We start from the raw sequence: 25933 nt of genomic DNA on the forward strand, positions 1-25933 counted from the left end.
ACGCCCTGCTCGTCTACCTGTTCGCCCGCCGCGCCCTGGCCAAGGGGCTGACGGGCGTGGGAGGAAAGTGAACGCCAACGTGGCTGTAGACAACACCACCGGAATCTCCCTCTGGAACGACCCCGCCATTCCCGTCACCGCGAGAGTCGACGCCCTGATCGACGCGATGACCCTCGAGGAGAAGATCGCCCAGCTGTACGGAGTGTGGGTGGGCGCCTCCGATCAGGGCGGTGAAGTGGCCCCCCACCAGCACGACATGGAGGAGGCCGTCGATCTCGACGCGCTCCTGCCCAACGGACTGGGCCAGCTGACCCGGCCCTTCGGCACGGTCCCGGTCGACCCCGCTCTGGGCGCACTCTCCCTGGCCCGCACCCAGAGCCGTATCGCCGCCACGAACCGGTTCGGCATCCCCGCTCTCGCGCATGACGAGTGTCTGGCCGGCTTCGCCGCCTGGGGGGCGACGGCCTACCCCGTTCCGCTGTCCTGGGGCGCCACCTTCAATCCGGACACGGTGCGGCGCATGGCCGCAGCCATCGGCCGCGACATGCGTGCCGTCGGCGTCCACCAGGGACTCGCGCCCGTCCTGGATGTGGTGCGCGACGCCCGCTGGGGCCGGGTCGAGGAGACCATCGGCGAGGACCCGTACCTCGTCGGCACCATCGGGACGGCATACGTGCAGGGCCTTGAGTCCGCCGGGATCGTCGCCACCCTCAAGCACTTCGCCGGCTATTCGGCCTCTCGCGCCGGCCGTAACCTCGCTCCCTCCTCCCTGGGCCCGCGTGAACGCGCCGACGTTCTGCTGCCTCCCTTCGAGATGGCGATCCGTGAAGGCGGCGCCCGGTCGGTGATGAACGCCTACACCGACACCGACGGCATGCCCTCCGCGGCAGACGAGAATCTGCTCACCGGGCTGCTGCGCGACACGTGGGGCTTCGACGGCACCGTCGTCGCCGACTACTTCGCCATCGCCTTCCTGAAGACGCTGCACGGCATCGCAGCCGACTGGGCCGGCGCCGCCGGCACGGCGCTGCGCGCCGGCATCGACGTCGAGCTGCCCAATGTCAAGACATACGGCGCGCCCTTGACCGAGGCCGTCGCCGACGGCCGCCTACCGGAGGCGTTGGTCGATCGCGCCCTGCGCCGGACACTCACCCAGAAGGCGATACTCGGCCTGCTCGACCCGGATTGGAGCCCTGTGCCGGCGGCGCTCGACGGGGCGGACCTGGACGACCCGGCCGCCCTGCGCGGCCGAATCGACCTGGACGGTCCGGAGAATCGCGCGCTGGCCCGTACGATCGCCGAGGAAGCGGTCGTGCTGCTGAGCAACGACGGCACCCTGCCGCTCGAGAGGCCGCGCCGCATCGCCCTGCTCGGTCCCAACGCCGACGAGCCCATCGCCGTGCTCGGCTGCTACTCCTTCCCCCAGCACATTGGTGTCCGCCACCCCGGTACCCCACTCGGCATCGAGCTGCCCACGCTGCGCGACACTCTCGCCGCCGAGTTCCCTGACGCCGAGATCACGGTCGTCCGCGGCACCGGAATCGATGACGGAGATCTCTCCGGCATCCGCGAGGCCACCCGGGTGGCACGCGAGGCGGACATCGCCCTGGTCGTGCTCGGCGACCGAGCCGGACTCTTCGGGCGGGGCACCACCGGCGAGGGATGTGACGTCGCCTCGCTGGTGCTGCCCGGCGCGCAGCAGCAACTGCTCGACGCCCTGCTCGACCTGGAGACACCCGTGGTCACCATCCTGCTCGCGGGACGACCGTACGCTCTCGACCGCGCCGTGGAGGAGTCCGCTGCGATCGTGCAGTCCTTTTTCCCGGGTGAGGAGGGCACGCACGCGATCGCCGGGGTGCTCAGTGGCCGTACCAATCCCTCCGGACGTCTCCCGGTCAGCGTGCCGCGCGGGCCGGGCTCCCAGCCGGCCACGTACCTCGGAGCGCGGCTCGCTCACGTCAGCGAGGTGTCCACCATCGACCCGACCCCCGTGTTCGCCTTCGGTCACGGTCTGTCCTACACGCGGTTCGACTGGACAGACCTGACCGTGGACGTCCAGGAGGCTCCGACGGACGGCGAGTTCACCCTCACCTTCACCGTCCGCAACACAGGCGAGCGGTCCGGAACCGAGGTCGTCCAGCTCTATCTGCACGACCCGGTTGCCTCCGTCGTCCAGCCGGTGCAGCGCCTGGTCGGCTACACCCGGGTCGATCTGAAGCCGGGCGAGGCCCGGCGCCTCCGTGTCACGGTCCCGGCCGACCTCGCCTCCTTCACCGGACGCGACGGTCGGCGCGTCGTCGAACCGGGCGAGCTGGAAGTGCGGTTGGCCGCCTCCAGCGCGGATCCGCGCCTGACGGCCAGGGTCACGTTGACCGGAGCCGAGCGCCATGTGGACCACACGCGGCGCTTGCACGCCACGATCGGGCAGGAGCCGGTTGCCCGGCCATGAACCAGGCGTGCGCAGCGCACGTCGCGGCAGCAGTTGGCGGCAGTGCGCAACTGCTGCGTACCGCGGGGGAAAGCGACCGGAACGGGTGGCGGATGAAAGGGGCACCGTTGACCGAGTGGGAGCGTGGGAGCACGAGTGCTCCCACGGGGAGCGGACGCACGTACGGGGAAAGCCGCCCCAGCAAACGCTGAAGCGGCTTCCGACCTGCATTCTTCGCGGTCGGGACGACAGGATTTGAACCTGCGACCCCTTGACCCCCAGTCAAGTGCGCTACCAAACTGCGCCACGTCCCGGTGCCCGTGCGACGCGGGGTTTCCCCCTCGTCGGCCGTGCACGAGAACAATACCGCACTCGTCGGCGTGCTCGCGCACCCCTTATGGCACTCCCGCGCAGGCCCGGGCGGTCGCGGGCCCGTGCGCGGGCCCGTGCGCGGGCTCACGCACGGGACGGTCACGCGGCGGGAGCGGGGTCCGTACGGGACGGGCCGGTGGTCAGCGTTCCAGGACCAGTGCCTGGCCCTGGCCCACGCCGATGCAGAGCGCCGCCAGGCCCGTGCCCGAGCCCGCCGCCGCCAGCTGGTGGGCGACCGCGCCCGCGAGGCGGGCGCCCGAGGCGCCGAGGGGGTGGCCGATGGCGATGGCGCCGCCGCGCGGGTTGACGACCGCCGGGTCCAGCTCGGGCCATTCGGCGAGGCAGCCGAGTGCCTGGGCCGCGAAGGCCTCGTTCAGTTCGACCGTGCGCAGCCCGCCGAAGTCTCGGCCCGCCTTCGCCAGCGCGCGGCGGACCGCCTCGACCGGGCCGAGGCCGTAGAGCTGCGGTTCGATGCCGGTGGCCGCCGAGGCGCGGATACGGGCCAGGGGCTCGCGGCCCGTGGCGGCCAGGCCCTCCTCGTCGGTGAGCAGCAGGGCGGCGGCGCCGTCGTTGAGCGGCGAGGAGTTCCCCGCGGTGACCGTGCCGCTGCCGTCCTTGCGGAAGACCGGCTTGAGCCGTGCGAGGGCCTCGGGGGAGCTGCCGTCCCGTACGGTCTCGTCGCGGGGCAGGTCCACCCCTTCGTACGGCGCGACCTCGCCGTCGTACAGCCCTTCCTTCCAGGCCGCGACGGCCTTCTGGTGGCTGGCGGCGGCGAAGCGGTCCTGGTCCTCGCGGGTGATGCGGTGCTTGTCGGCGATGAGTTCGGCGCCCTCGCCGAGGCTGACCGTCCACTCGGGGCGCATGCGGTCGTTCACCATGCGCCAGCCCAGGGTGGTGGAGTACATCTCGGGGGCGCCCGCGGGGAAGGCGCGCTCCGGCTTGGGTACGACCCAGGGGGCGCGGCTCATCGACTCCACGCCGCCCGCGATCACCGCGCACGCGTCGCCGACGGCGACCGCGCGGGCGGCCTGGACGACGGCCTCGAGACCGGAGGCGCAGAGCCGGTTGACGGTGCTGCCGGGGACGCTGAGGGGCAGGCCGGAGAGGAGGACGGCCATCCGGCCGACGTTCCGGTTCTCCTCGCCGGCGCCGTTGGCGTTCCCGAACACGACGTCGCCGACGCGGGCCGGGTCCAGCGCGGGCGTACGGTCCAGCAGGGCGCGTACGACATGCGCGGCCAGGTCGTCGGGGCGGACCTGGGCGAGGGCGCCCCCGTACTTGCCGACGGGAGTGCGGACGGAGTCGACGACATACACATCGCGGAGCCGGTCGTTGTTCATGGCACCGATCGTGGCACCGCCGGCATCCCGTGGCCAGACCTTACGGATCTCTGACGCGTGGGAGCGGCACGGCGCCACCGGGCGTTCACCGGCCTAGCGTGTGGCCATGCGCGTACTGGTCACAGGAGGGGCGGGCTTCATCGGCTCGCACATCGCAGCCGCTCTGCGGGCGGCCGGGCACGAGCCCGTGGTGTTCGACACGGCGGCACGGGAGCGGGGCCCGGAGGGCTCCGTGCCCGGCGACGTACGGGACGCCGCGGCCGTGGCCGGGGCGCTCGCGGGGGTGGACGCGGTCTGCCACCAGGCCGCGACCGTGGGCCTGAGCAGCCGCTTCGACGACGCCGCGGGCTATGTGAGCAACAACGACCTCGGCACCGCCGTCCTGCTGGAGCAGATGGCGGCGGCAGGGGTCGGCGCGCTGGTGCTCGCCGGTTCGATGGTGGTGTACGGCGAGGGCCGCTACGTCTGCCGGATCCACGGGGTGGTGCGGCCCGGGCAGCGGTCCGTGCCGGATCTGGACGCCGGCCGGTTCGAGCCGCCGTGCCCCCGCTGCGGGGCCGCGCTCGAACCGGGCCTGGTGTCCGAGGACGCGCCCGTCGACCCGCGCAACGTGTACGCGACCACCAAGCTCGCCCAGGAGCATCTGGCGGCGGCCTGGGCGCGCGCCACCGGCGGGCGGGCGATCAGCCTGCGCTACCACAACGTCTACGGCGACGGGATGCCGCGCGACACCCCGTACGCCGGGGTCGCCTCCTTCTTCCGCTCCTCCCTCGAACGCGGCGAACCGCCGCAGGTGTACGAAGACGGGGCGCAGCGCCGCGACTTCGTGCACGTCACCGACGTGGCGGCGGCGAACGTGGCCGCGCTGGAGGCGCTGGCACGCGGCGGGCGTACGGGCGGCGAGCTGCGCGCGTACAACACGGGCAGCGGCGAGCCGCACACCATCCTGGACATGGCGAAGGCGCTGGCGGACGCGTACGGCGGGCCCGCTCCGGAGGTGACGGGCGGCTACCGGCTCGGGGACGTACGGCACATCACCGCGTCGTCGGAACGGCTGCGGACCGAGCTGGGCTGGGAGGCGCGGGTCGGCTTCGACGCCGGCATGAAGGGTTTCGCGCGGGCGCCGCTGCGGGCGGCGGGCACACCGTAGGGCGGCGCGGCAGCTCAGCGGAGGGGCAGCTCCGTACGGCGGATGCGGTGCGTACTCCAGATGGCACGGAGGGTTGACGCGTCACGCTCCCTCAGCCGCAATGGGAAGTCGACTGTGCGACGGCGCACGCGTCGAGAGGAGCGCCCCCATGTCCCGCAACGGCTCCCGGAACACCCCGCACAACGGCTCACGCGCCCCCGCCTCCCAGCCCGCCACCGACCCCGACCCTGACCCCGGCCCCGCGGCCGGCCCTGCCCCCGGCGGAGCACTCTCCCGGCGCCGCATGCTCGCCCTGACGGGCGGCGCCGCGGCCGCCGTACCGCTGGCCGGCTGCGGTTCGGGCGCACCCGACGACGAGGGCGGCGGTGACGGAGGCGGCGGCACCGTCACGGTCTACTGGAACGCGGGCCACGACTACGCGGCGTACCAGAAGGTCATCGACGCCTTCGAGAAGAAGCACGGCGTCACCGTACGGATGCAGAAGTACCAGTGGCCGGACATGCGGACCCGCATCCTCACCGACTTCTCCTCCGGGAACGTGCCGGACCTGATGGAGGAACCCGGCGGCTGGACGCAGGAGTTCGCTCTCAGCGGCGACGTCCTCAGCCTCCAGGACTATCTGGACCGGGACGGCGCGGAGATGGGCTACCCGGACGACTGGCAGGAGGCCGCCGTCCGGCACAACGCCCACCGGGGCAAGGCGTACGGGATCCAGCTGCACCAGACCTGCAGCCTGCTGCTCTACAACAAGGCGATGTTCCGCAAGGCCCGGGTCGAGCCGCCGACGACCTGGGACGAGGTGGTCAGCGTCGGCAAGAGACTGACCGGCGGCGATGTACACGGCATCGCGCTGAACCAGGACCAGTCGTACGCCTGGCCCTGGCTGCTGCAGAACGACGTACGGCTCTACAACCCGGACGGCCAGGAACTGCTGACACCGCGGGCGGCGGCGCTGGAGGCGCTCCAGTTCCAGGCCGACCTGGTGCACAAGCACAAGGTGTCCCCGGTGCCGACACCCGGTACGGACTACTCGGGGCCGCAGAAACTGCTCTCCGCGGAACGCGCCGCGATGATCGTCTCCGGGCCCTGGGACCTGGAGCCCATCGAGAAGAGCAGCCCGGACCTCGAACTCGGCGTGGCCCAGGTGCCGAAAGGCAAGAAGCAGTCCACCATTCTGGCCGGCACCAGCGTGTTCATTCCCAAGAAGGCCAAACACCCCGATCTCGCCTGGGACCTGATCAAACGGCTCACGGAACTGCGCACGGAGGTCGCGGTCACCCGGGACGAGGGCATGCTGATGCCGCGCAAGTCCTGGATGAAGGAACCCGTGGTGCAGGACGATCCGCTCACCAAGGCGTTCGCGAAGGGGCTGACGTACGCCGAGGACCCGTATCTGGACCTCTATGTGACCGGGAAGTACGGGGAGTTGTCCATCGACCTCTTCCGGACGATGTACCAGGGCATCGTGATGGAGAAGAAACCGGTGGAGAAGGCGTACGAGCAGTACGTGACGGCCGGCCGCAAGCTCATCAAGGGGTAGCGGGGAATGCCGCTGAAAACCCGCGACCGGAGCGCGCGGTTTCCGCGCGGCCTCCGCAGGTCGCGGCCGCTCACCCTGAAGGCGCGGCAGGCGCGTACCGCCTATCTGTTCCTCCTGCCCGCGCTCGTGTTCTTCGCGGTGTTCTTCTACATGCCGATCGCCGACATCGTGAACACGAGCATGCATTCCGGTCCGCAGGCCGACGAGTTCAACGGGCTGGGGAACTACGTCGACGCGTTCGACGACCCGGCCGCCCGCAACTCCTTCGTGGTGACGCTCCTGTTCGCGGCGGGCACCACCGTCGGGGCGATCGTGCTGGGGCTCGGCCTCGCGCTGCTCGTCAACCGGCCGCTGCGCGGGCGTACGGTGTTCCGGCTGGCGCTGCTGGTCCCGTATCTGACGTCGGTGGCCGTGGTCGGGCTGCTGTGGCGGAACATCCTCGACCCGCAACTCGGCATTCTCAACCGGCTGCTGAAGGAATTCGACCTGCCCACCCAGCAGTGGCTCAACACCGATCCGCTGGTGACCATCATCGTGATCACCCTGTGGCAGATCGCGGGCTACACGATGATTCTGTTCCTCGCCGGACTGCAGGGAATTCCCGAGGTCTACTACGAGGCCGCGTACATCGACGGGGCCAACAGCAGGCAGCGGTTCTGGCGCATCACGGTGCCGCTGCTGGCACCCACCACCCTGTTCGTGACCGTCATGGCGGTGATCTCGGGGCTCCAGGCGTTCGGGCAGGCGTACATCATCACGAACGGAGGACCCGCCGACAGCACCGACCTCTATGTCTTCCACGTCTTCAACGTGGCTTTCCGCAGCCGTGACTTCGGCTATTCCTCGGCGCTCTCCGTGCTGCTGCTGATCGTCATCATGGTCTTCACGGCCGTCCAGCTGCGCGCCGGGCGGCGGCGGGAGGTGCAGTACTGATGAGCCGGGCCGTACGTGTCACCGTCTACGCGCTGCTGGTGCTGGCCAGCGCGCTCACCATCCTTCCGCTGCTCTACATGGTCGCGCTGTCCCTGCAGACGGAGGGCGAGACGCTGTCCGGTGAGGCGGTGCTGATTCCGGACTCGCCGCAGTGGGGGAACTACGCGACGCTCTTCGAGGAGGCGCCGTTCGCCAACTTCATCGTCAACAGCCTCGTCGTGGCGGGCGGGATCACCATCGCCCATCTCCTTTTCGACCCGCTAGTCGGCTACGTCTTCGCGAAGTTCGACTTCCCGTTCCGCAACACGCTTTTCGTGGCGATTCTGGCCACGCTGATGATCCCGCTCTTCGTCCGGATGATCCCGCTGTACGTGATGATGTCCAACATGGGCTGGCTGAACAGCTATCAGGCGCTGATCATGCCCTTCCTGATGGACGGCTTCGGGATCTTCCTGATGCGGCAGTTCATCCAGCCCATTCCGGACGACCTGATCCACGCGGGGCGGGTGGACGGCGCCTCGGAGTTCACCATCTACTGGCGGATCGTGCTGCCGCAGGCGAAACCCGCGCTGGCGGTGCTGGGGCTGTTCACGTTCATCTTCCAGTGGAACGAGTTCCTGTGGCCGCTGGTCGCCACCACCACCGAGGAGATGCGGACCATTCCCGTCGGGCTGACCCTGTTCAACCAGGAGCACTTCACGCTCTGGCATCTGACGGCGGCCGGGTCCGTCATCATGTTCGTCCCGACCGCGCTGATCCTCATCTTCAGCCAGCGCTATTTCGTCCGGGGCATCGCGCTGACCGGGCTCAAGTGAGAAGCGGGCGGCGGCCGTCCGGCCGCCGCCCGCTTCACGGGAGGTCCTTCTCCGGGAAGGCCCTCCCTCAGAAGTACCCCTCGCGTTTGCGGTCTTCCATGGCGGCTTCGGAGAGTTTGTCATCCGCGCGGGTGGCGCCGCGTTCGGTGAGGCGGGAGGCGGTGATTTCGGTGATGACCTTGTCCACGGTGTCGGCGTCGGAGTCGACGGCGCCGGTGCAGGACATGTCGCCGACGGTGCGGTAGCGCACCTGGCGGGTCTCCAGGGTTTCGTCGTGACCGTGCCCCCGCCCTAATCGAATCGTGGCAGAAACGGAGGCTTCGCGAAGGGTCTTCGAGTGTGCGTCGGGCAGGCGTTTGGCAGAAGTCCGCCCCCCGCTCACCCGCATCACCAGCGAAACGTCCGCATTCGCCTGTGCTGCCGCCTACGTGCCGCTCGGGCGCGGCGCGGCTGCACACGTTCGCGCAGTCCCTTGGCGTCGTTGCGCCCCCGCCGGAACCGCCCGCCCCCGCGCGCTCCGGCGCCGTCGCGGGGAGGGCCGTCCTCACCGCCGGCCTGGAGGGGGACGGCTCCGCGGCCTTCACCACGGACGTCGAGGGCGGGCGGGCCACCGACGGGCACGGCTCCGGCGGACGCCGCCCCGTACGTGCCCGCCCCGCGCCCGTACCCGCTGCGCCGCAGCGTGCTCGGGCCTGCCGGGCGGGAGTACGGGCTGCGCGTGGCGCTGTGCGTCGCCGCCGCCACCGCCCTCGCGCTGGCCCTGCACGAGGAGCACTGGTACTGGCTGCCGACGACCACCGCGTTCCTGATCAAGCCCGACATGGGCCCGCTGTTCTCCCGCGTCGTGAACCGCTTCGCGGGCACGGCGGTGGGCGTCCTGGCGTTCACCGTGCTGGCCGCGTGGTGCGGCGGCACGTGGTGGCCGGTGGCGGTGGTCGTCGCGGGCGGCGCGCTGATCCCGGCCGCCACGCGCCACATCGGCCTCCTGACCGCGGTGATCACGATGCTGGTGCTGTCCTTCATGCACACCGTCGGGGACACCGCGGTGACCGTGGCCCGGCTGGTGGACACGGCGCTGGCCTGCGGAATAGCGTTGCTCGTCGGCCACTTGCCGCGGCTGTCCGATCCGCGCGTACGCGTCGGGCACCGGTTCGCGGTCGCGCTGCGCGCCACCGAACGCTATCTGCGGCACACGCTCGAACTCGACCGCCCGCCCCGTCCCGTACGCCCCGGCCCCGTACACCTCGCCGCCGCCCCGGACCCGGCCGCCGCGCACTGCGCCGCCCTCCGGCACACCGCCTACCGCGCCCTCGCGGAGGCGCGGGCGGTCGCGGAGGCGGCAGCGGCGGAACTGCCGGGCCCGTACGGCGCGCGCCGGCACGACTGGCTCGCCGTACTGGCGCGGGCCGAGCGCATCGCCGACGCGGCGACGGTGTGCGCCGTACGCCTCGAATACGGCGTCCCGCGCCCGCCGGACGCCGAGGTCCACCAGGTCACGGCGGCGCTGGCCGCGATGGCCGACGCACTGGAGGACGGCCGCGGCCACACGGCTCCGCCACTGCCCCCGGGCCCGCGCGGGTGCCGCTCGCTGCACGACGTGATGACGGAACTCCACGCGATCCACACCCTGACGACGTCCGCCCCGGCGGCCTGACCCCACCCGGGCCGGAGCGGTCACCCACCCGAGCCCGTCCGGCGTTTGAGGACGGCCCTCAGCCCGCGGTTCGCGGCAGTCGCCGGTGGGCGGTGACCGCATCGTGTGCTGGGCGCGGCCCGGGGACGGGCCGGATTCGTCCTCAAGCGCCGGACGGGCTGGATGTGCTGGGCCAGGAGCCCTGCTCACGCGCCCTCGGCCGCGCGGACGGAAAAAGTTTCGGTGGTGATGTCGAGAACCCGTGGCCGGCTCCGTCCCCGAGGTGAACGTGACCACAATGGGTCGCACCAGGACCGAGGAGAACATCATGGCCAAGTACCTGCTGCTGAAGCACTACCGCGGCGCCCCGGCACCGGCGAACGACGTGCCGATGGACAAGTGGACGCCCGAGGAGATCTCGGCGCACGTGCAGTACATGCGGGACTTCGCGGACCGGCTCGAGGAGACCGGCGAGTTCGTCGACGGGCAGGCGCTCGCCCCCGAGGGGACGTTCGTGCGGTACGACGGGCCGGGGCGCCCGCCGGTCACCGACGGGCCGTTCGCCGAGACCAAGGACCTGATCGCCGGCTGGATGGTGATCGACGTCGACAGCTACGAGCGCGCCGTCGAGCTGGCCGGGGAGCTGTCGGCCGCGCCCGGGGCGGGCGGGGAGCCGATCCACGAGTGGCTCGAACTGCGTCCGTTCCTGGCCGAGCCGCCCACCATCACGGAGTGACCGGAGTGGCCTCTCCGATGAACGAGGTTCTCCTCCGGAGCCTCACCCCGAGCGTCCTCGGAATCCTCGTCCGCCGCGGAGCCGACTTCGCGGCGGCCGAGGACGCCGTACAGGACGCCCTGGTCGAGGCCGTACGGGTGTGGCCCGAGGAGCAGCCGAGGGACCCGAAGGGGTGGCTGGTCACCGTGGCCTGGCGCCGGTTCCTCGACGCGACCCGGGCGGAGGCCGCCCGGCGCCGGCGTGAGGACCGGGTCGAGGAGGAGCCGCCGCCCGGACCGGCTCCCGCGGCGGACGACACCCTCCAGCTGTACTTCCTGTGCGCCCACCCGTCGCTCACGCCGTCCTCCGCGGTCGCGCTCACCCTGCGCGCCGTCGGCGGGCTCACCACCCGCCAGATCGCCGAGGCCTACCTCGTGCCCGAGGCGACCATGGCGCAGCGCATCAGCCGCGCCAAGCGGACGGTCTCGGGCGTGCGGTTCGACCAGCCCGGCGACGTCGCCACCGTGCTGCGCGTCCTCTACCTCGTCTTCAACGAGGGCTACTCCGGCGACGTCGACCTCGCCGCCGAGGCCATCCGGCTCACCCGGCAGCTCGCGGCCGCCATCGACCACCCCGAGGTGTCGGGCCTGCTCGCGCTCATGCTGCTCCACCACGCCCGGCGCGCCGCCCGTACGGCGTCCGACGGCAGCCTGGTGCCGCTCGCCGAGCAGGACCGCGGCCGGTGGGACACCGCGTCGATCGCCGAGGGTGTCGAGATCCTGCAGGCGGCGCTCGTACGCGACCGGCTGGGCGAGTTCCAGGCCCAGGCCGCCATCGCGGCGCTCCACGCGGACGCGCCGGCGGCCGAGGAGACCGACTGGGTGCAGATCGTGGAGTGGTACGACGAGCTGGCGCGCCTGACCGACAGCCCCGTCGTCCGGCTCAACCGCGCGGTCGCCGTCGGCGAGGCCGACGGGCCGCGCGCCGGTCTGGCCGCGCTCGCGGCGCTGGACGACGCCCTGCCGCGCCACACGGCGGTGGCGGCGTACCTCCACGAGCGCGACGGCGACCTGGCGACGGCGGCACGGCTGTACGCGGAGGCGGCCCGGAAGGCGCCGAACCTCGCCGAACGCGACCACCTGACACGCCAGGCCGCCCGGCTCAACGCGCACCTCAGCCGGCAGGGTTGACGCGGCGCGCGGCGTGAAGCGACGGGCGGCAGGACGCGGCGGACGGCGTGACGGTGCGCGGCAGGACGGTGCGCGGCGTGACGGGCCCCGGCTACTGGCCCACCCTCCCGTCGACACACTCGCGCAGCAGGTCGGCGTGCCCGCAGTGCCGGGCGTACTCCTCGATCGCGTGCACCATCAGCTCCCGGACCGCGATGTCCTCCCGCCCCACGTGCTCGCCCAGATCCGGGTGCTCGGCCAAGAGGGCGTCCGTCGCGGCCTGTTCGCGTGCCAGATCGGCGTACGCGGCGTCGACCACGGCCTGTTCGCCGACCGCTCCGTCGAAGTCCGCGCCGCGCTCGCCGTACAGCTTCGGCACCGGGTCGCCGTGGGTGATCCAGGTCTGCCAGTCCCGTTCCACCTCGACGAGGTGCCGCAGCAGGCCGAGCAGCGACATCGTCGACGGCGGAACCGAGCGGAGGGCCAGCTGCTCCGGGCTCAGGCCCTCGCACTTCATCAGCAGGGTCTTGCGGTAACCCGACAGGAAGTCCTGCAGCGTCGCAAGCTCGCCCTCCGGGCTGACGCCGCTCTCGCGGGGGTCGTCGTCCGGGTCGGCCCACATGTCGGGGTAGCGGGTGGCCTGGCTCCATCGCGCGGGTTCGTCACTCATGCGCACATGGTCGTGCGTGCGGTGCGTACCCGCCACTGGATTTGAAGCGCCCTGCACGGTCCGTGTCCTACGCCGGGTGCGCGCCCCGGCGGAGGCGTACGGACCGTAAAATGCCGATCATGACTGCCGGTCCCGACGACGTGCGACGTGTCGCCCTGTCCCTCCCCGAGACGAAGGAGGTGCTGGCCTGGGGCATGCCCACGTTCCGTGCCGCCGGGAAGATGTTCGTGACGATGCCCGACGACGAGACGTCGTTCGCCGTACGGTGCCCGAAGCTGGAGCGGGGAGAGCTGATCGCCGCCGAGCCGGAGAAGTTCTGGGTGCCGCCGCACGAGGCGAGCTCCCACTGGGTGCGCGTACGGCTCGCGGCGCTGGAGGACCTGGACGAGCTCCAGGACATCATCGTGGACTCCTGGAAGCAGGCGGCCCCGCCGCGCCTCGCGGAGGAGCTCCCGGACGGGCGCTGAGCGCGCCCCGTCGTCAACCGACGTGCGCGGACGGCCGGTTACGGGGTGGCGCGTGAGGCGTTCCGGCGGCGCGCGATCGTCTGCACGTGGCCGGCCGTGTGCCCGTGGAGCGTCGCGGAGGTGCCCGTACGCTCCTCCTCGACCGTGAAGCCGTACGCGTGCAGCAACTCCCGTACGTGCCCCGGCGGGTGGTGCCGGAACAGCCCTCCGTCGGGTGTGGTGAACACACCGTACGGCGTGCCCTCGGGCGCGTGCGCCGCGTGCTGCTCGTAGCGGCCGACGTTGCGCGCGTCGCGCTGTACGGGCACGTCGCTGACGTACAGCACGCCGCCCGGCCGCAGGAGCCGGCCCAGCTCCCGTACGATCGCGCGCTGGTCGGCGTCCCCTGGCACGCAGTTGAGGACGACGAAGAGGAGCGCCGCGTCGTACGAGCCGTCCGTGTGGCCGTCCGCGCGGGGGAGCGGCAGCGCGGACTGGTGGGCGAGGTCCAGCGCGGGGTGCTCGCGGCGGCCGCGTTCGACCATGGCGCGGGACGGGTCGACGCCGCGCACGTCGCCGTAGCCGAGGGCGGCGAGCCGCGCGGTGAGCCGGCCGTAGCCGCAGCCGTAGTCGAGGACGCGGGCGTCGCGGGGCACGTACGCGGCCAGCAGCTCGTGGTCGAGGGCGTGCGTGAAGTCCTTGGAGGCGCCGTCGGCCTCCCAGTAGCCGTGCACGGCGGGACGGTCTGCCATGCCCGGACCGTACCGGGGGAGCGGCACAACAGGCAGGCGCCGTACGGGCCGTGGCGCGCGCCCCGTCTGTGCCGCCCCGCCTGCACCGCGCGCCCCCGCCTATACCGCCGCGCCCGGGACCCGTCCCGCGCGAGCCGAGTTACGGTCGTGCGGCCCGCGCCGGGGGTCGGGCGCCCCGGTCCGGACGCGGCGTACGTGCAGCACAGGGGACTGCGCCGTACGCCACGGAGACGGGCGGCGGGAACGGGGCAGGGGAGGCGCCGTCCGGGGGCTGAGGGGCCGCCGCGGGCACCGGCCGTTCCCGCCGCCACCACCCTGCTCCCCCTCACCGTACGGCCGGTACCCTGCGGCGATGACATACAGGAAGGCACGTACGGCGTGCCGCCGCGCCGCGGTGGGCGGCGCCGTGCTGCTGCTGGCGGCGGTGACGGCGTGCTCCGGGGGCGAGGGGGACGAGGACTCGGGCGGTTCCGGCGGCCCGCCACCCGCCGGAGGGCCGCCGTCCGCCGGTGGCCCGCCCCGTAAGGACCTCGGAGTCCCGGACGGCCAGGCCGACTTCGACCGCGACGGCCACGCCGACGCCGCCTTCGTCGTCACCGGCAGCGCCCCCTCGGATCTGCAACGGGGCTACGGCCCCATCGCCGTCTTCCGCGGCGGCGACGGCGGGCTGCGCCCGACCGGCCGGCCGCTCGTGGCGGGCAGCGGACGCAAGGACTCCAACGGTTTCCTCGCAGAGGGCTACGCGCGCCCTCTGGCCGCCGACTTCGACGGCGACGGTTACTCGGACGTGGTGGCGCACCGGTATCTGCCCCTCCCCGACAACGAGAGGAACGGGCGCCGCGGCAGCCACACCGTCCTGCTGCGCGGCGGACCGAAGGGACTGGGGGAGCGGCCCGTACGCGTCGACGTGCCGGGCGACCGCGCCGAGGACCCGTTCGACGCGGAAGCGGCCGGTGACGTGAACGGCGACGGTCACCCCGACCTCATCGACCCGGGCAATCTCCCCCGAGTCGTGTACGGCCCGTTCGCACCGTCCGGCGAACCGGCCTCCGTCCAGACCCTCGACGGCGGCTCCGGCACCTCCGAGAGCTTCAGCGGAGAACCGGTCGCGGCGGACTTCGACCGGGACGGGGACACGGACATCCTGCTGCTCAACGCGTCCGAGGAGGAGTACGAGGGCGATGAACCGCCCGTCCCCGCGAAGTTCTTCCGCGGTACGGAGGACGGGCCCGTGCTCGACAAGGGGCTGACGGAGCGGCTCGGCGAGGACATCGGCACCTGGAGCTCAGGCCCGGGTCCGCGCGCGGGCACGGACCTGGACGGCGACCGCTATCCCGACATCCTGCCGCCGGGCCAGGGCGACAAGCGGACCCGCACGTACCTGCGGGGCGGGCCCGACGGCGTGCGCGCCGGCACCGCCACCCTCACCACCGGCGACGACGTCGGCGAACCGCTCCTCGCGGGCGACGTGACGGGCGACGGCCGCCCCGAGCTGGTGTCCACCGTGCCGTACGGGAGTTACGGCAACCGCGGGCGTATCCAGGTCGCGCGGCTCGGGGACGGGCCGGGCATTCATCCGTTCCAGCACGTGGGCCTGGACACCCCCGGGGTGCCCGGCGACGCCTTCAGATCGGATATCGGCAAACGCGACCACTTCGCGGACCGCCTCCAGCTCCTCGACGCCGACGGCGACGGTCACACGGACGTACTCGCCGCCGAGGACATCACCGGCCCGCAGCACCGCTACGGCGGCTTCTGGTACTTCCGCGGCGGCCCGGACGGCCTCAGTACGGACGGCGTACGCCGCTTCTCCCTGCCGGAGCTGGGCCTCTCCCCTGACTGAAGACGCGGGAGAGACCCGGCCCATAGAACGTCAGCGGTACAGCACCGACTGGATCTTCGGGTCGTCGATGTTGCGGCGGTCGTACCAGTAGTAGCCCGTGTCGATGACCTTCGGCAGCTTCTCGCCCTTGATGGCCTTGACCGCCGCCGCGACGACCTGTTCGCCTATCGCGCCCGGCTTCTGGGTGATGGCGCCCAGCATCGTGCCGTCGTTGATGGCGTTGATCTGGCCCTGGCCCGAGTCGAAGCCGACCGTCTTGATGCCGTCCCGGCCGCTCTCCTTGACCCCCTGGACGACGCCCATCGCGGAGCCTTCGTTGGAGCCGTAGACGCCCTTGACGTCCGGGTTGGCGGCGAGGATCGCCTTTGTGATGTCGGCGGACTTGGTCTGGTCGCCGCCGCCGTACTGGACCGGCAGCAGCTTGATGCCGGGGGCGTTCTTCTTCATCCACTCCGTGAAGCCGTCGCGGCGGTCGATGCCCGAGCCGCTGGTCTGGCTGTGGACGACCATGGCGACCTTGCCCTTGCCGCCGAGTGCCTTCGCCATGTGCTTGGCGGCCTCGGCCGCGGCGGCCTTGTTGTCGGTCGCCGCCGTGGTCAGCGGGATGTCGCTGTCGACGCCGGAGTCGAACGCGATGACCGGCGTCTTGTCGTCCTGCGCGTCCTTCAGCAGCGGCTCCACCGCCCGTGAGTCCAGCGCGGCCAGGCCGACCGCGTCGGGCTTCTTGCCGAACGCGTTGGACAGGATGGTCACCTGGCTCTCGACCTCGGTCTCGGTGGCGGGGCCGTCGAAGCTGATGGTCACGCCCTGGCGTTCCGCTTCCTTCTCCGCGCCCTTCTTGACGGCCTGCCAGAACTGCTGCTGGAAGCCCTTGGAGACGATGGCGACATACGGTTTGTCCTGGTCGCCGCCGTCTCCCGATCCGCCGCTGCAGGCGCTCAGCGCGAGCGCCATGCCAGCCGCGACTACCAGCGCGGCGTTCCGCCTTGGCTGCATGGTGTGTCCCAATCCTCGCTCGAATTCCCCTGCCGGTCCCGGTCGCCGGACGGCGGTCAGGCCGTCCGCTTCCGCGCCTGGTCCGCGTACACGGCGGCGACGATGACGCAGCCGAGGATCACGTTCTGCCACTCCTGCGGTACGGAGGTGATCTGGAGGCCGTTGTTGAGTACGGAGATGATCAGCGCGCCGATCACGGTGCCGAGGATGGAGCCCTTGCCGCCCGAGAGCGACGTGCCGCCGATGACGACGGCGGCGATGGCCTGGAGCTCGTACCCCATGCCCGTGGCGGGCTGGGCGGAGCCGAGGCGGGCGGAGATCAGGATGCCCGCGAGGCCGATGAAGAGGCCGGAGATCGCATAGACGACGATCTTCCACTTGCGTACGTCGATCCCCGAGAGCCCGGTGGCCTCCTCGTTGCTGCCGATGGAGTACGTGTAGCGGCCCAGCAGCGTACGGTTCAGCGCGACGCCGCCGATGACGGCCGCGGCGGCGAGGATCAGCACGGCGTTGGGGAAGTCGGTGCCGGGGATGATGCTGCCGGTGGAGAGGTCCGTGTAACCGGAACCGGAGTCGAAGTAGATCGGCGCGCTGTCCGACACCACGAGCGCGAGGCCCTGCGCGACGAGCATCATCGCGAGCGTCGCGATGAACGGCGGCAGCTTCAGGACCGTCACGTTCAGGCCGTTGACCAGGCCGATCAGCGCGCCGAACAGCAGCGTGGCGAGGACGCCGAGGGCGACGGGCATGCCCCAGTTGACGATGAACACGCCCGCCATGACGGCGCACAGCGACATGCCGGTGCCGACGGAGAGGTCGATGCCGCCGGAGACGATGACGAACGTCGCGCCGAGCGCCAGCGTCCCGATGACGACGGTGGAGAACAGCACCGAGGTGATGTTGCTGTAGTTGAGGAAGTTGGGGCTGGCGAACGAGAAGAAGACGACGATGGCGACGAGGCTGCCGAACGCCAGCAACTGCTGGAACTTGCCCTTCAGACTGGCGCGCAACCGGTCCTGTTCCGGTTGCTGCTGGTCCTGCGGCGCGGCGACTGCGGGCGCTGTCATGGTGGTTCCTGCCTTTGCGGATGCGGGGGAGTGCAGGGGGTTGCCGGGGCGGGGGCGTACGGGTACGCGTCCGGGGTCAGGCGGCCGCGTCCGGGCCGGTCTCGTCCGGGCTGCCGGGCGCGGACGCGGGGCGCAGCGTCGCGTAGTGCATGACCTTCTCCTGCGTGGCCTCGTCGGCGGTCAGCTCGCCCGTCACCCGGCCCTCGCTCATCACGACGACCCGGTGCGACATGCGCAGCAGCTCCGGGAGCTCCGAGGAGATCATGATGATCGACTTGCCGTCCTGGGCCAGCTCGTTGAGCAGCCGGTAGATCTCCTCCTTGGCGCCCACGTCGATGCCGCGCGTCGGCTCGTCGATGATGAGGATGTCGCAGTCCTTCACCAGCCACTTGGCGAGCGCGACCTTCTGCTGGTTGCCGCCGGAGAGGTGCTTGACCGTCTGGTGCACGGAGGGCGTTCTGATCCGCAGCGACTCGACGAGCTCCTCCGACTTCGTACGCACCGCCTCGTCGTCGACGAAGCCGAACGACTGGAATCGCGAACGGAGCGAACTGAGCCCGATGTTGGCGCTGACGTCCTGGTCCACCAGCAGCCCGAGGCGCTTGCGGTCCTCGGAGAGGTAGCCGATGCGGTGGGCGGCGGCGTCCGCGGGGTTCCTGATCCGTACGGGCCGCCCGTGCAGCGTCACCGTCCCCGAGATCATCGGGTCGGCGCCGACGATGGCCCGCGCCACCTCCGTGCGCCCGGCGCCCATCAGGCCCGCCAGCCCCAGGATCTCGCCCCGCTTCAGTTCCAGACCGACGTCCCGCAGCAGCGGCTTGGTGGACAGCCCGGACACGGCGAGCACCGTCTCCCGGTCCTCGCGTACGTCTTCCGGGCCCGCCTCCGTGTCGAGTTCGCGGCCGACCATGCGGCTGATGACCTCCTGCATGGAGGCGTCGGCGGTGCGGAGGGTGTCCACGTACTGCCCGTCGCGGATCACGGTGATGCGGTCGGCGACGGCCTTCAGCTCGTCCATGCGGTGCGAGACGTAGATGACGCCGGTGCCGGGGCGTACGAAGCGGCGCATGAGCTCGTGGAGCGCCGCCACCTCGGACTCGTTGAGCGCGGCGGTCGGCTCGTCCATGATCAGGACGCGGGCGTCGTACGAGAGCGCCTTCGCGATCTCGACCATCTGCTGCCGCGCGACGGTCAGGGTGCCGACCACGCGCGTCGGCTCCAGCGGCAGCCCGAGGCGGTCGATCAGCTCCTGGGCGCGGGAGTTGAGCTCGCGGTTCCTGAGCAGGAGACGGCCGCGCGGCTCGCGGCCGATGAAGATGTTCTGCGCGACCGTGAGGTCGGGCATCAGGTTGAACTCCTGGTGGATGACGCTGATGCCCAGCTCCTGGGCCTGCCGCGGGGTGTGCGCGCGTACGGGGCGGCCGTCGAGGAAGAACTCGCCCGCGTCGGGCGCGTGGATGCCGGACAGCAGCTTCATGAGCGTGGACTTGCCCGCGCCGTTCTCGCCGACGAGTGCGAGGACCTCGCCGTCGGCGAGGTCGAGCCGCATGTCGCGGAGGGCCTGCACCCCGGGGAAGCTCTTGGTGACGCCGCGTACGCGCAGGAGGGGCTGGGCGTCGGGCCCGTGGGTGCCGGTGCTGTCGGGGCCCGTGTCCGCGGGGCCGGTGCCGTCGGGGCCGGTGCCGTCGCGCTCGCTGCCGGTCACGGCGCTGTGACCGTCGGATGCCATGGGTCAGTGCCCTCCTGTCTGCGTCACTACGCCCTTGCGCAGGATCGCGTTGCCGTACGGGCGGCTCTCGCCGGTGCGGACGACGAGGAAGGCGGCGGCAGCTGCGGTGTAGAAGTCGCCGCGCGCCAGCTCCCGTACGTCCTCGGGGCGCACGCCGGCGGCGGCCGTCAACTCCTCCTGGACCGGGCGCCGGCCGTCGGGGCAGGTCATCAGCTCCAGCGCGGGAGCGTCGTCGAGCGGCACCACGGTGCGTACGGCGCCGAGCAGCCCCGGCGTGGTCAGCCCGGGGAAGTCGAGCAGCCGGGTGGCGGTCCGCGCGGCCGGGAAGTGGGCGTCGGCAAGGACCACGGTGTCGCCGTGGCCCATGGCGTCCAGATACCGGAGCAGGTCGCCGGTGAGATAGGGGTGAATGTTCGTGAGCACGGCCGCTCCTTGGAATCGAATTCGCGGGGAGGTTATGAGTGCGCCCCCTGGCAGGTCAATGGCCCGGGGGCGATGGGTCACGACTTCCGCATCGCTGCAGGCCAGATCTGTGGCCCCAGATATGAAATCGATTCCGCGAGTGTGCCATACGGCGCACGAACGGAGGGCGGCGGAGGCCGCCGCCCTCGTGCCACGCACGCGTACTCCCTCGTCCCTGCACACCACCTCCTCAGTACGCGTCAGTACGTGCTCAACACCTGCTCAGTACGTGTCCACCACGCGGTAGATACCTGCCCGTTCGTCCGCCGACGCCCGGTACGGGCGCAGTGGCGCCGTCACGTCGCGGTGCTCCGGGCCCTGCTCCCAGCGGCGGAAGGCGTCGAAGTCCGTCCACCGGCTGACCACCACGTACACGGCCGGGTCGGTGACCGACTGCAGCAGCTCGCTGCCGAGCAGGCCGGGCTCCGCCGCCAGCCGGGCGCTGACCCGGCGGTACGCGGCGCGGAGCGCGCGGCCGTCCGCCGGGCCGGGGGCGGAGTGGTGCAGGAGGACGCGCACCTCGGCCACGCCGTGCGCATCCGCGTCCGGAGCGCCGTGTGCATCCCCGTCCGGAGCGTCGTCCGGACGCGCCTCCGCGCCCGCGCCCGTAGCCGTGCCCGCGCCCGTAGCCGTGCCCGCGCCCGTATCCGTACGCATCACACCCCCGTGCCGTTCACGTGCGATCCGTCCGGCTGCGAGCCGTCGAGGTGCGCGACCACCCGCATCGTGCTCATCGACCCGCCCGAGCGGTACGGGTGCAGCTTCTGCCTGTGCGTCACGTGCCGGTCGCTGCGCTCGAACTCCCGGAACTGCTCCTCGTCCGTCCAGTCGCTGGTGATGTAGAAGACGCCCTTCTCCTCGCAGCTGCGCGCCAGCCACTGGCCCAGGTTGGCCGGGTGCGCCGTGACGGACTCGCCGACGCGGCTCCACTCGCGCTCGAACGCGTCCTCCATGCCCGGTTTGATCTGCATCCGCAGCAGCACGCGGAACACGGACATCAGCTGATCCCCCCGTCCACGTGCAGGACTTCACCCGTCACATACCGCGACAGTCCGCTGACCAGGAACAGCACCGCGCCGCCCACCTCGTCGGGTGCCCCGAGCCGGCCGAGCGCGGTCTTCCGCGAGTACCGCTCCCGCATCGCCGCCGCCTGCTCGGCGGGCAGCGCGCCGATGGCCTCGGTCTCGATGACGCCGGGCGCGAGCACGTTGACGCGGATGCCGCGCGGCCCCAACTCCTTGGCCAGCGAACGCGACAGGCCGGCCAGCGCCGCCTTCGCCGCCGTGTAGTGCGCCCGGAGCGGGATGCCCACCTCGGCGGACTTCGAGCCGACGTTCACCACCGACGCGCCCTCCGGCAGCAGCGGCAGCGCGTGCTGGACGACCAGGTGGGCGGCGGTGAGGTTGGTGTCGATCACCCGGTGCCACTCGTCGAGCGGCAGTTCGCCGTACGGGATGTGGCTGATGGCGCCCGCGTTGTTCACCACGGCGTCCAGCCGCCCGAAGCGGGTGCCGCACTCCGCCACCAGCCGCGCGATCTCCTCGGGCTGGGCGAGGTCGGCACGGAGCACGTGGTGGTCGCCGCCGTTCCGCTTCAGCTCGCGTTCGAGCGCGGCGGCGGCCTCGGCGTCCTGCCGGTAGCAGGTGGCGACGTCGGCACCGGCCGCCGCGAGCACGCTGACGATGCCGCGGCCCACGCCCCGGGTGCCGCCGGTGACGAGCACCTTCGCGCCGGTCAGGAGCTTGCCGCCGGCGGCCGCGAGGCCCGCGGACTCCGCTCCGGGTCCGGTCCGGGTTCCGGTCATGATTCCCCCTTGAGGCCGGCCGGCGCGGGGCTCTGGCCGTCGGTGCCGCGTGCGGCGGCTTCGATGCGTTCCTTGATCCGCGCCTGCTGCACGGCGGTGTTCCGGTTCAGCCGGTCGCGCATGCCGGCGTCGTCCAGCGGCGCGTCCGGCTTCATCTCGAACTCCTGGATCCAGCGCATCCGCACGCCGCCGCCCGGCTCCGGCGCGTACTCCCAGCGGATGTGCATGTACGTGAAGACACCCGTCTCCACCCGGTGCGCGTTCACCACCAGGGACCGGCGGTCGGAGGTGCGCTCCGACACCCAGCTCCAGCTGCGGCCCTGCTCGTCCGGGTGCAGGGTGAGCCGGAACGTGACGGTGTCCCCGTCGCGCGAGAGCACCTCCACGGCCGCGTACTCGCTGAACAGCTCCGTCCACGACTCCAGGTCGTTGGTCATGTCCCAGACCAGGTCCAGCGGGGCGTCGACGACCACCGCGTTGTCGGTACGTTCCGACATGTCAGGCCGTCCTTCCGAGGCCCGGCTCCAGCCGGGCGTCCGCGAGTGAGCGGCCGATGTAGCGCACGGCCTCGTTGGGTGTGGTCATGGCCTTCTCGGCGTCCTCCGGGAGGCTGACGCCGTACTCGCGGCCGACCCGGCAGACGAGTTCGAGCATGGCGAGGGAGTCGTAGCCGAGCTCCTGGAACGGGGTGTCGGCCGCGGCGGCGATGTCGACGGCGGCGCCCTCCACGGAGTCGGTCAGCAGCAGCCGTTGCAGTTCGTCCATGGAGAACGTCGGGTTCGTGGTCATGGGCGTGGTTCCTTTCTGTCGTGCGGTGTTGAGCGGTTGCCGGTCGTTTGTCGCTTGTCAGTCGTCTGGCATTCGGTTGGTGAGCGGTTGAGCGTTTTGAGCGTGTGATCGCGTCGCGGTGTCCGGCGCGGGCTAACGGCCCAGCACCACGGCCGAGGTGAAGCCGCCGTGCCCGCGGGCCAGCACGAGGGCGGTACGCAGCGGGAGTTCACGCGGGGACCCGGTGACGAGATCGATTTCGCAGCCGGGACCGATCTCACGCGGCCCCGTCGTCGCGGGCACCACGCCGTCCCGCAGGGACAGCAGCGCGGTGGCGACGTCCAGCGCCGCACCCCCGCCGTACAGCCGCCCGGTCAGCGTCTTCGGCGCGGTCACGGGCACCCCGTACGGGCCGAACAGCGCGCTGATCGCCTGCGCTTCGGCCAGATCGGCCGCCGGTGTGCCCATCGCGTCCGCGAACACGACGTCGATCTCGGACGGCTCGAGCCGCGCGTTCGCCAGCGCGTTGCGGGCCACCCGGTGCAGCGCCGGCGGGCGCCGGGAGCCGGGTGCCGGGTCGAACCCGGAGGCGTAGCCGAGCAGTTCGCCGTACGGCCGGTCCGCGCCGCGCTCGCGGGCCGCGTCCTCCCGCTCCGCGAGGAGGATCGCGCCGCCTTCGCCGGGCAGATAGCCGCAGGCCGCGCGGTCGAACGGGACGTAGGCGCGGCGTACGTCGTCCCGCCGGGCCAGCGGCAGCGTGCTGAGCTGGGCGATCACGCCGTACTCGCACAGTGACGCGTCCGTGCCGCCCGTCACCACCAGCCGCGAGCCCTCGCGGGCGAGCCGGCGGGCCTGCGCGAGCGCGTCGAGCCCGCCCGCCTGTTCGCAGGCGAGTACGCCGCACGGGCCGCGCATGCCGTGCCGGATCGAGATCTGCCCGGTGGTCGCGGCGTAGAACCAGGCGATGGACTGGTACGCGCCCACGTGGCCCGGGCCGCGCGACCACAGCCGGTGGATCTCCCGCTGCCCGAACGCCGTTCCGCCGGAGGAGCTGGAGGTGACCACCGCCATCTCGTACTCGGGGAGTTCCGCGGGCTCCAGCCGCGCGTCGGCCAGCGCGAGGGCCGCGCCGGCCAGCGCGAGCTGCGTCCACCAGTCGGTCTGCGGCATCAGCGGGGGCGGTACGTGCGCCGCGAGGTCGAACGCGGGCACCTGCCCCGCGAGCCGGAGCGGGTACGCCTCGGCGTCGCACCGGGTGATCTTGCCGATGCCGGTGCGTCCCGCGAGTACCGACGCCCAGTGCTCCTCGGCGCCCACCCCGGTGGGCGCGACGACGCCGAGGCCCGTGAACACCAGGCGCGCACCGGGGTGTTCGGCTGAGGGGGAGGCCTCGGCGGGTACGTTCCGGCGTACGGTCCCTTCGGCCCGTACGCCCCCCGCGGCGGCGACGGCCTCTCCGGCGCGGCCCCCCGCGTCCGCGCCGCTCATGCCGCTCTCCCCGCCCGGCCCAGCACCGCCGCGCTCTGGAAGCCGCCGAATCCGCTGCCGACGCTGAGGACCGTGGACATGGCGTGTTCGCGGGCCGTGTGCGGCACGCAGTCGAGGTCGCAGTCCGGGTCGCGGTGGTCGAGGTTTGCGGTCGGCGGCACCGTCTGGTGCCGCAACGCCAGGGCGCACGCGGCGAGTTCGAGCGCTCCGATCGCTCCGAGTGAGTGTCCGATCACCGATTTGATCGAACTTACGGGAACGCCGTACGCGTGATCGCCCAGTGCCTTCTTGAACGCCGCGGTCTCGTGCCGGTCGTTCTGGACGGTGCCGGAGCCGTGTGCGTTGACGTAGTCGACGGCGGTGGGGTCCAGCCGGGCCTGGTCCAGGGCGGTGGAGATCGCCTCGGCCATCTCCCGTCCGTCCGGCTTGAGTCCGGTCATGTGGAAGGCGTTGCTGCGCGACGCGAAGCCGAGCAGTTCGGCATACACGGTCGCGCCCCGCCGCCGCGCGGCCTCGCGTTCCTCCAGCACCAGTACGGCGGCGCCCTCGCCGAGCACGAACCCGTCGCGTGTGGCGTCGAACGGCCGGGACGCGTGCGCCGGGTCGTCGTTCCGCCGCGAGGTCGCCTTGATCGCGTCGAAGCACGCCACTGTGATGGGGGAGAGGGGCGCGTCGGTGGCGCCTGTCAGCACCACGTCCGCCGAGCCCTCCGCGATCAGCTGGGCGCCGTGGCCGACCGCGTCCAGTCCGGACGTACAGCCCGTCGACACCAGCGCGACCGGCCCCTCCGCACCCGCCTCCCAGGCGACTTCGCAGGCGAGCGTGGACGGCGCCATGTAGCCGTAGAGGTGGGGCACGCCGTAGCGGTGGTCGAGGGTGTCGCTCCGGCCGCCGTCGGAGAGCACCACGTACTCCTCCTCCAGGCCCATCGTGCACCCGACGGCGCTGCCGAGGCTGACCCCGAGCCGCTCCGGCGGCACGTCCGCCAGGTCGAGGCCGCTGTCCGCGACCGCCTCGCGCAGCGAGACCAGCGCGAACTGCGCCGCCCTGTCCATCCGGCGTACCTGACGCGGGGTCAGGCCGTGTGCGTACGGGTCGAAGTCGACCTCCGCGGCGATACGGGAGCGGAAGCCGGCCGCGTCGAACAGGGAGATCAGCCGGGTCGCCGTACCGCCCGAGACGAGGACGTCCCAGAAGGCCGCGCCGCCCACCCCGCCGGGTGCGACCACCCCCAGACCGGTGATGACGGCCCGGCGGCTCACCGCGTGTCCTCCGGCCGCGGCTCCGCGGAACCCGCCGCGGCCCCCGCCCCCGAGGCGGGAGCCCCGGCAGGCGCCGGCCCCACCCGCGGCTGCGCCGCGTGCGGTGCCACCGGCTCCTCCGTGTCCACGTGCCCCAGTTCGGGCCGCGGCGCGAGCGGCGACAGGTGGAACACGGCGTGCGCCCGGTCCGCGCCCTCGTTGACCAGCCGGTGCCGTACGCCGATCGGTACGAGCAGCGAGTCGCCCGGCGCGAGCGTCACCGGCCGGCCGTCCAGCGCGATGGTCAGCTCGCCCGTGACGACGTGCAGGAACTCCTCCGAGTACGGGTGGTAGTGCTCCGTCACGAACTCGCCGGGCGCCAGATACAGCACGCCGCCGAACCCCGAACCGCAGCCGACCGTACGAGGGCTGAGCGTGACCCGTATGTCGCCGCCGCGGCGGCGGTTGGGCACCACCGCGTCGGCCCGCACCCGCACCTGGTCCGCCACGGGGCCGCGGTCCGCCGCGGGCTCCGGATCCGCCACGGCCTCCCGGCTCGCCACGGCCTCCGG

25 protein-coding genes, 1 tRNA gene and 1 pseudogene are annotated in these 25933 nt (G+C 72.2%); 10 read left to right on the forward strand and 17 right to left on the reverse strand.

Going from position 1 to position 25933, the window contains the following annotated elements:
* Nucleotides 1-67 precede the first annotated feature (67 nt).
* Complete coding sequence (locus DVA86_RS07470; protein WP_208876778.1) at nucleotides 68-2449, forward strand: beta-xylosidase/alpha-l-arabinosidase; 2382 nt, start codon at nucleotides 68-70, stop codon at nucleotides 2447-2449.
* Between the two features lie 219 nt (nucleotides 2450-2668).
* Here DVA86_RS07470 and DVA86_RS07475 read toward each other — a convergent pair.
* Nucleotides 2669-2742 (reverse strand) — tRNA-Pro (locus DVA86_RS07475).
* A 198-nt stretch (nucleotides 2743-2940) separates the two neighbouring features.
* Entirely contained in the window at nucleotides 2941-4140 is a 1200-nt protein-coding gene (locus DVA86_RS07480; protein WP_208876779.1) for a thiolase family protein, read from the reverse strand.
* A 106-nt stretch (nucleotides 4141-4246) separates the two neighbouring features.
* Between DVA86_RS07480 and DVA86_RS07485 the strand changes: the two genes are divergently transcribed.
* From DVA86_RS07485 to DVA86_RS07500, 4 genes are all read left to right on the forward strand, one after another.
* The gene (locus DVA86_RS07485; protein WP_208876780.1) at nucleotides 4247-5290 is read left to right on the forward strand and encodes an NAD-dependent epimerase/dehydratase family protein; all 1044 of its coding nucleotides are present in this window, start codon (nucleotides 4247-4249) and stop codon (nucleotides 5288-5290) included.
* A 148-nt stretch (nucleotides 5291-5438) separates the two neighbouring features.
* Nucleotides 5439-6830 carry an ABC transporter substrate-binding protein gene (locus DVA86_RS07490; RefSeq protein WP_281279271.1) on the forward strand — a complete coding sequence of 464 codons (1392 nt, stop codon included), beginning with the start codon at nucleotides 5439-5441 and terminating at the stop codon, nucleotides 6828-6830.
* Between the two features lie 6 nt (nucleotides 6831-6836).
* Nucleotides 6837-7763, forward strand: a complete 927-nt coding sequence (locus DVA86_RS07495) for a carbohydrate ABC transporter permease (protein WP_208876782.1) — start codon at nucleotides 6837-6839, stop codon at nucleotides 7761-7763.
* Nucleotides 7763-8578: a carbohydrate ABC transporter permease gene (locus tag DVA86_RS07500; RefSeq protein WP_208876784.1), complete on the forward strand. Its 816-nt coding sequence runs from the start codon at nucleotides 7763-7765 to the stop codon at nucleotides 8576-8578. The genes DVA86_RS07495 and DVA86_RS07500 overlap by 1 nt, the downstream gene beginning before the upstream one ends.
* A 67-nt stretch (nucleotides 8579-8645) precedes the next feature.
* Here DVA86_RS07500 and DVA86_RS07505 read toward each other — a convergent pair.
* Nucleotides 8646-8849, reverse strand: a pseudogene (locus DVA86_RS07505) (sulfate adenylyltransferase subunit CysD); the annotation flags it as partial.
* A gap of 375 nt (nucleotides 8850-9224) precedes the next feature.
* Between DVA86_RS07505 and DVA86_RS07510 the strand changes: the two are divergent.
* The 3 genes from DVA86_RS07510 to DVA86_RS07520 all read left to right on the forward strand — a co-directional run bounded on the left by DVA86_RS07510 (nucleotide 9225) and on the right by DVA86_RS07520 (nucleotide 12116).
* A complete protein-coding gene (locus tag DVA86_RS07510; protein ID WP_208876786.1) occupies nucleotides 9225-10232 on the forward strand; it encodes an FUSC family protein in 1008 nt (335 codons plus the stop codon).
* Between the two features lie 307 nt (nucleotides 10233-10539).
* Nucleotides 10540-10947, forward strand: a complete 408-nt coding sequence (locus DVA86_RS07515; RefSeq protein WP_208884479.1) for a YciI family protein — start codon at nucleotides 10540-10542, stop codon at nucleotides 10945-10947.
* Nucleotides 10948-10964: 17 nt separating this feature from the next.
* Nucleotides 10965-12116, forward strand: a complete 1152-nt coding sequence (locus DVA86_RS07520) for an RNA polymerase sigma factor (protein WP_208876788.1) — start codon at nucleotides 10965-10967, stop codon at nucleotides 12114-12116.
* A gap of 91 nt (nucleotides 12117-12207) precedes the next feature.
* Here the strand turns inward: DVA86_RS07520 and DVA86_RS07525 are convergent, their stop codons facing one another.
* Nucleotides 12208-12765, reverse strand: a complete 558-nt coding sequence (locus DVA86_RS07525) for a DinB family protein (RefSeq protein ID WP_208876795.1) — start codon at nucleotides 12763-12765, stop codon at nucleotides 12208-12210.
* A 119-nt stretch (nucleotides 12766-12884) separates the two neighbouring features.
* Here DVA86_RS07525 and DVA86_RS07530 point away from each other — a divergent pair, with 119 nt between their 5' ends.
* On the forward strand, nucleotides 12885-13232 hold the full coding sequence (locus DVA86_RS07530; protein WP_245996385.1) for an MmcQ/YjbR family DNA-binding protein: 348 nt from the start codon (nucleotides 12885-12887) through the stop codon (nucleotides 13230-13232).
* 38 nt (nucleotides 13233-13270) lie between these two features.
* Here DVA86_RS07530 and DVA86_RS07535 read toward each other — a convergent pair whose 3' ends face one another.
* The gene (locus tag DVA86_RS07535; protein WP_208876797.1) at nucleotides 13271-13963 is read right to left on the reverse strand and encodes a class I SAM-dependent methyltransferase; all 693 of its coding nucleotides are present in this window, start codon (nucleotides 13961-13963) and stop codon (nucleotides 13271-13273) included.
* A 352-nt stretch (nucleotides 13964-14315) separates the two neighbouring features.
* Here DVA86_RS07535 and DVA86_RS07540 point away from each other — a divergent pair, with 352 nt between their 5' ends.
* A complete protein-coding gene (locus DVA86_RS07540; protein WP_208876798.1) occupies nucleotides 14316-15806 on the forward strand; it encodes an FG-GAP repeat domain-containing protein in 1491 nt (496 codons plus the stop codon).
* Nucleotides 15807-15836: 30 nt separating this feature from the next.
* Here DVA86_RS07540 and DVA86_RS07545 read toward each other — a convergent pair whose 3' ends face one another.
* The 12 genes from DVA86_RS07545 to DVA86_RS07600 form a co-directional block, all read right to left on the reverse strand.
* The gene (locus DVA86_RS07545) at nucleotides 15837-16802 is read right to left on the reverse strand and encodes an ABC transporter substrate-binding protein (protein ID WP_208876799.1); all 966 of its coding nucleotides are present in this window, start codon (nucleotides 16800-16802) and stop codon (nucleotides 15837-15839) included.
* 56 nt (nucleotides 16803-16858) lie between these two features.
* Nucleotides 16859-17869: an ABC transporter permease gene (locus tag DVA86_RS07550; protein WP_208876800.1), complete on the reverse strand. Its 1011-nt coding sequence runs from the start codon at nucleotides 17867-17869 to the stop codon at nucleotides 16859-16861.
* A gap of 76 nt (nucleotides 17870-17945) precedes the next feature.
* Nucleotides 17946-19598, reverse strand: coding sequence for a sugar ABC transporter ATP-binding protein (locus DVA86_RS07555; protein ID WP_208876802.1), 1653 nt, complete (start codon nucleotides 19596-19598; stop codon nucleotides 17946-17948).
* A 3-nt stretch (nucleotides 19599-19601) separates the two neighbouring features.
* Nucleotides 19602-20021, reverse strand: coding sequence for an RbsD/FucU family protein (locus DVA86_RS07560; RefSeq protein WP_208876804.1), 420 nt, complete (start codon nucleotides 20019-20021; stop codon nucleotides 19602-19604).
* 261 nt (nucleotides 20022-20282) lie between these two features.
* A complete protein-coding gene (locus DVA86_RS07565) occupies nucleotides 20283-20717 on the reverse strand; it encodes an antibiotic biosynthesis monooxygenase family protein (RefSeq protein WP_208876806.1) in 435 nt (144 codons plus the stop codon).
* A complete protein-coding gene (locus tag DVA86_RS07570; RefSeq protein ID WP_208876807.1) occupies nucleotides 20717-21058 on the reverse strand; it encodes an antibiotic biosynthesis monooxygenase family protein in 342 nt (113 codons plus the stop codon). Before DVA86_RS07570 ends, DVA86_RS07565 begins: the two co-directional genes overlap by 1 nt.
* A complete protein-coding gene (locus DVA86_RS07575) occupies nucleotides 21058-21864 on the reverse strand; it encodes an SDR family NAD(P)-dependent oxidoreductase (RefSeq protein WP_208876813.1) in 807 nt (268 codons plus the stop codon). The genes DVA86_RS07570 and DVA86_RS07575 overlap by 1 nt, the downstream gene beginning before the upstream one ends.
* Nucleotides 21861-22361, reverse strand: a complete 501-nt coding sequence (locus DVA86_RS07580; protein WP_208876814.1) for an SRPBCC family protein — start codon at nucleotides 22359-22361, stop codon at nucleotides 21861-21863. Before DVA86_RS07580 ends, DVA86_RS07575 begins: the two co-directional genes overlap by 4 nt.
* A 1-nt stretch (nucleotide 22362) precedes the next feature.
* Nucleotides 22363-22653 (reverse strand): acyl carrier protein, encoded by a 291-nt coding sequence (locus DVA86_RS07585; RefSeq protein ID WP_208876816.1) that lies wholly within the window; start codon nucleotides 22651-22653, stop codon nucleotides 22363-22365.
* Between the two features lie 132 nt (nucleotides 22654-22785).
* Nucleotides 22786-24120, reverse strand: coding sequence for a ketosynthase chain-length factor (locus DVA86_RS07590; RefSeq protein WP_208876818.1), 1335 nt, complete (start codon nucleotides 24118-24120; stop codon nucleotides 22786-22788).
* Nucleotides 24117-25382, reverse strand: a complete 1266-nt coding sequence (locus tag DVA86_RS07595; RefSeq protein ID WP_208876819.1) for a beta-ketoacyl-[acyl-carrier-protein] synthase family protein — start codon at nucleotides 25380-25382, stop codon at nucleotides 24117-24119. The genes DVA86_RS07590 and DVA86_RS07595 overlap by 4 nt, the downstream gene beginning before the upstream one ends.
* On the reverse strand, nucleotides 25379-25870 hold the full coding sequence (locus DVA86_RS07600; RefSeq protein WP_208884481.1) for a cupin domain-containing protein: 492 nt from the start codon (nucleotides 25868-25870) through the stop codon (nucleotides 25379-25381). The genes DVA86_RS07595 and DVA86_RS07600 overlap by 4 nt, the downstream gene beginning before the upstream one ends.
* Nucleotides 25871-25933 lie beyond the last annotated feature (63 nt).

This window comes from Streptomyces armeniacus, from assembly GCF_003355155.1.
GTDB classification, from domain to species: Bacteria; Actinomycetota; Actinomycetes; order Streptomycetales; family Streptomycetaceae; genus Streptomyces; species Streptomyces armeniacus.

Bases quoted from the DNA above. Each gene is read 5' to 3' on its own strand.
- DVA86_RS07590 (WP_208876818.1), bottom strand. From the start codon at position 24,120: ATGAGCGGCGCGGACGCGGGGGGCCGCGCCGGAGAGGCCGTCGCCGCC.
- DVA86_RS07565 (WP_208876806.1), bottom strand. From the start codon at position 20,717: ATGCGTACGGATACGGGCGCGGGCACGGCTACGGGCGCGGGCACGGCT.
- DVA86_RS07585 (WP_208876816.1), bottom strand. From the start codon at position 22,653: ATGACCACGAACCCGACGTTCTCCATGGACGAACTGCAACGGCTGCTG.
- DVA86_RS07555 (WP_208876802.1), bottom strand. From the start codon at position 19,598: ATGGCATCCGACGGTCACAGCGCCGTGACCGGCAGCGAGCGCGACGGC.
- DVA86_RS07525 (WP_208876795.1), bottom strand. From the start codon at position 12,765: ATGAGTGACGAACCCGCGCGATGGAGCCAGGCCACCCGCTACCCCGAC.
- DVA86_RS07540 (WP_208876798.1), top strand. From the start codon at position 14,316: ATGACATACAGGAAGGCACGTACGGCGTGCCGCCGCGCCGCGGTGGGC.
- DVA86_RS07490 (WP_281279271.1), top strand. From the start codon at position 5,439: ATGTCCCGCAACGGCTCCCGGAACACCCCGCACAACGGCTCACGCGCC.
- DVA86_RS07575 (WP_208876813.1), bottom strand. From the start codon at position 21,864: ATGACCGGAACCCGGACCGGACCCGGAGCGGAGTCCGCGGGCCTCGCG.
- DVA86_RS07580 (WP_208876814.1), bottom strand. From the start codon at position 22,361: ATGTCGGAACGTACCGACAACGCGGTGGTCGTCGACGCCCCGCTGGAC.
- DVA86_RS07570 (WP_208876807.1), bottom strand. From the start codon at position 21,058: ATGTCCGTGTTCCGCGTGCTGCTGCGGATGCAGATCAAACCGGGCATG.
- DVA86_RS07520 (WP_208876788.1), top strand. From the start codon at position 10,965: ATGAACGAGGTTCTCCTCCGGAGCCTCACCCCGAGCGTCCTCGGAATC.
- DVA86_RS07500 (WP_208876784.1), top strand. From the start codon at position 7,763: ATGAGCCGGGCCGTACGTGTCACCGTCTACGCGCTGCTGGTGCTGGCC.
- DVA86_RS07495 (WP_208876782.1), top strand. From the start codon at position 6,837: ATGCCGCTGAAAACCCGCGACCGGAGCGCGCGGTTTCCGCGCGGCCTC.
- DVA86_RS07550 (WP_208876800.1), bottom strand. From the start codon at position 17,869: ATGACAGCGCCCGCAGTCGCCGCGCCGCAGGACCAGCAGCAACCGGAA.
- DVA86_RS07485 (WP_208876780.1), top strand. From the start codon at position 4,247: ATGCGCGTACTGGTCACAGGAGGGGCGGGCTTCATCGGCTCGCACATC.
- DVA86_RS07535 (WP_208876797.1), bottom strand. From the start codon at position 13,963: ATGGCAGACCGTCCCGCCGTGCACGGCTACTGGGAGGCCGACGGCGCC.
- DVA86_RS07545 (WP_208876799.1), bottom strand. From the start codon at position 16,802: ATGCAGCCAAGGCGGAACGCCGCGCTGGTAGTCGCGGCTGGCATGGCG.
- DVA86_RS07515 (WP_208884479.1), top strand. From the start codon at position 10,540: ATGGCCAAGTACCTGCTGCTGAAGCACTACCGCGGCGCCCCGGCACCG.
- DVA86_RS07480 (WP_208876779.1), bottom strand. From the start codon at position 4,140: ATGAACAACGACCGGCTCCGCGATGTGTATGTCGTCGACTCCGTCCGC.
- DVA86_RS07530 (WP_245996385.1), top strand. From the start codon at position 12,885: ATGACTGCCGGTCCCGACGACGTGCGACGTGTCGCCCTGTCCCTCCCC.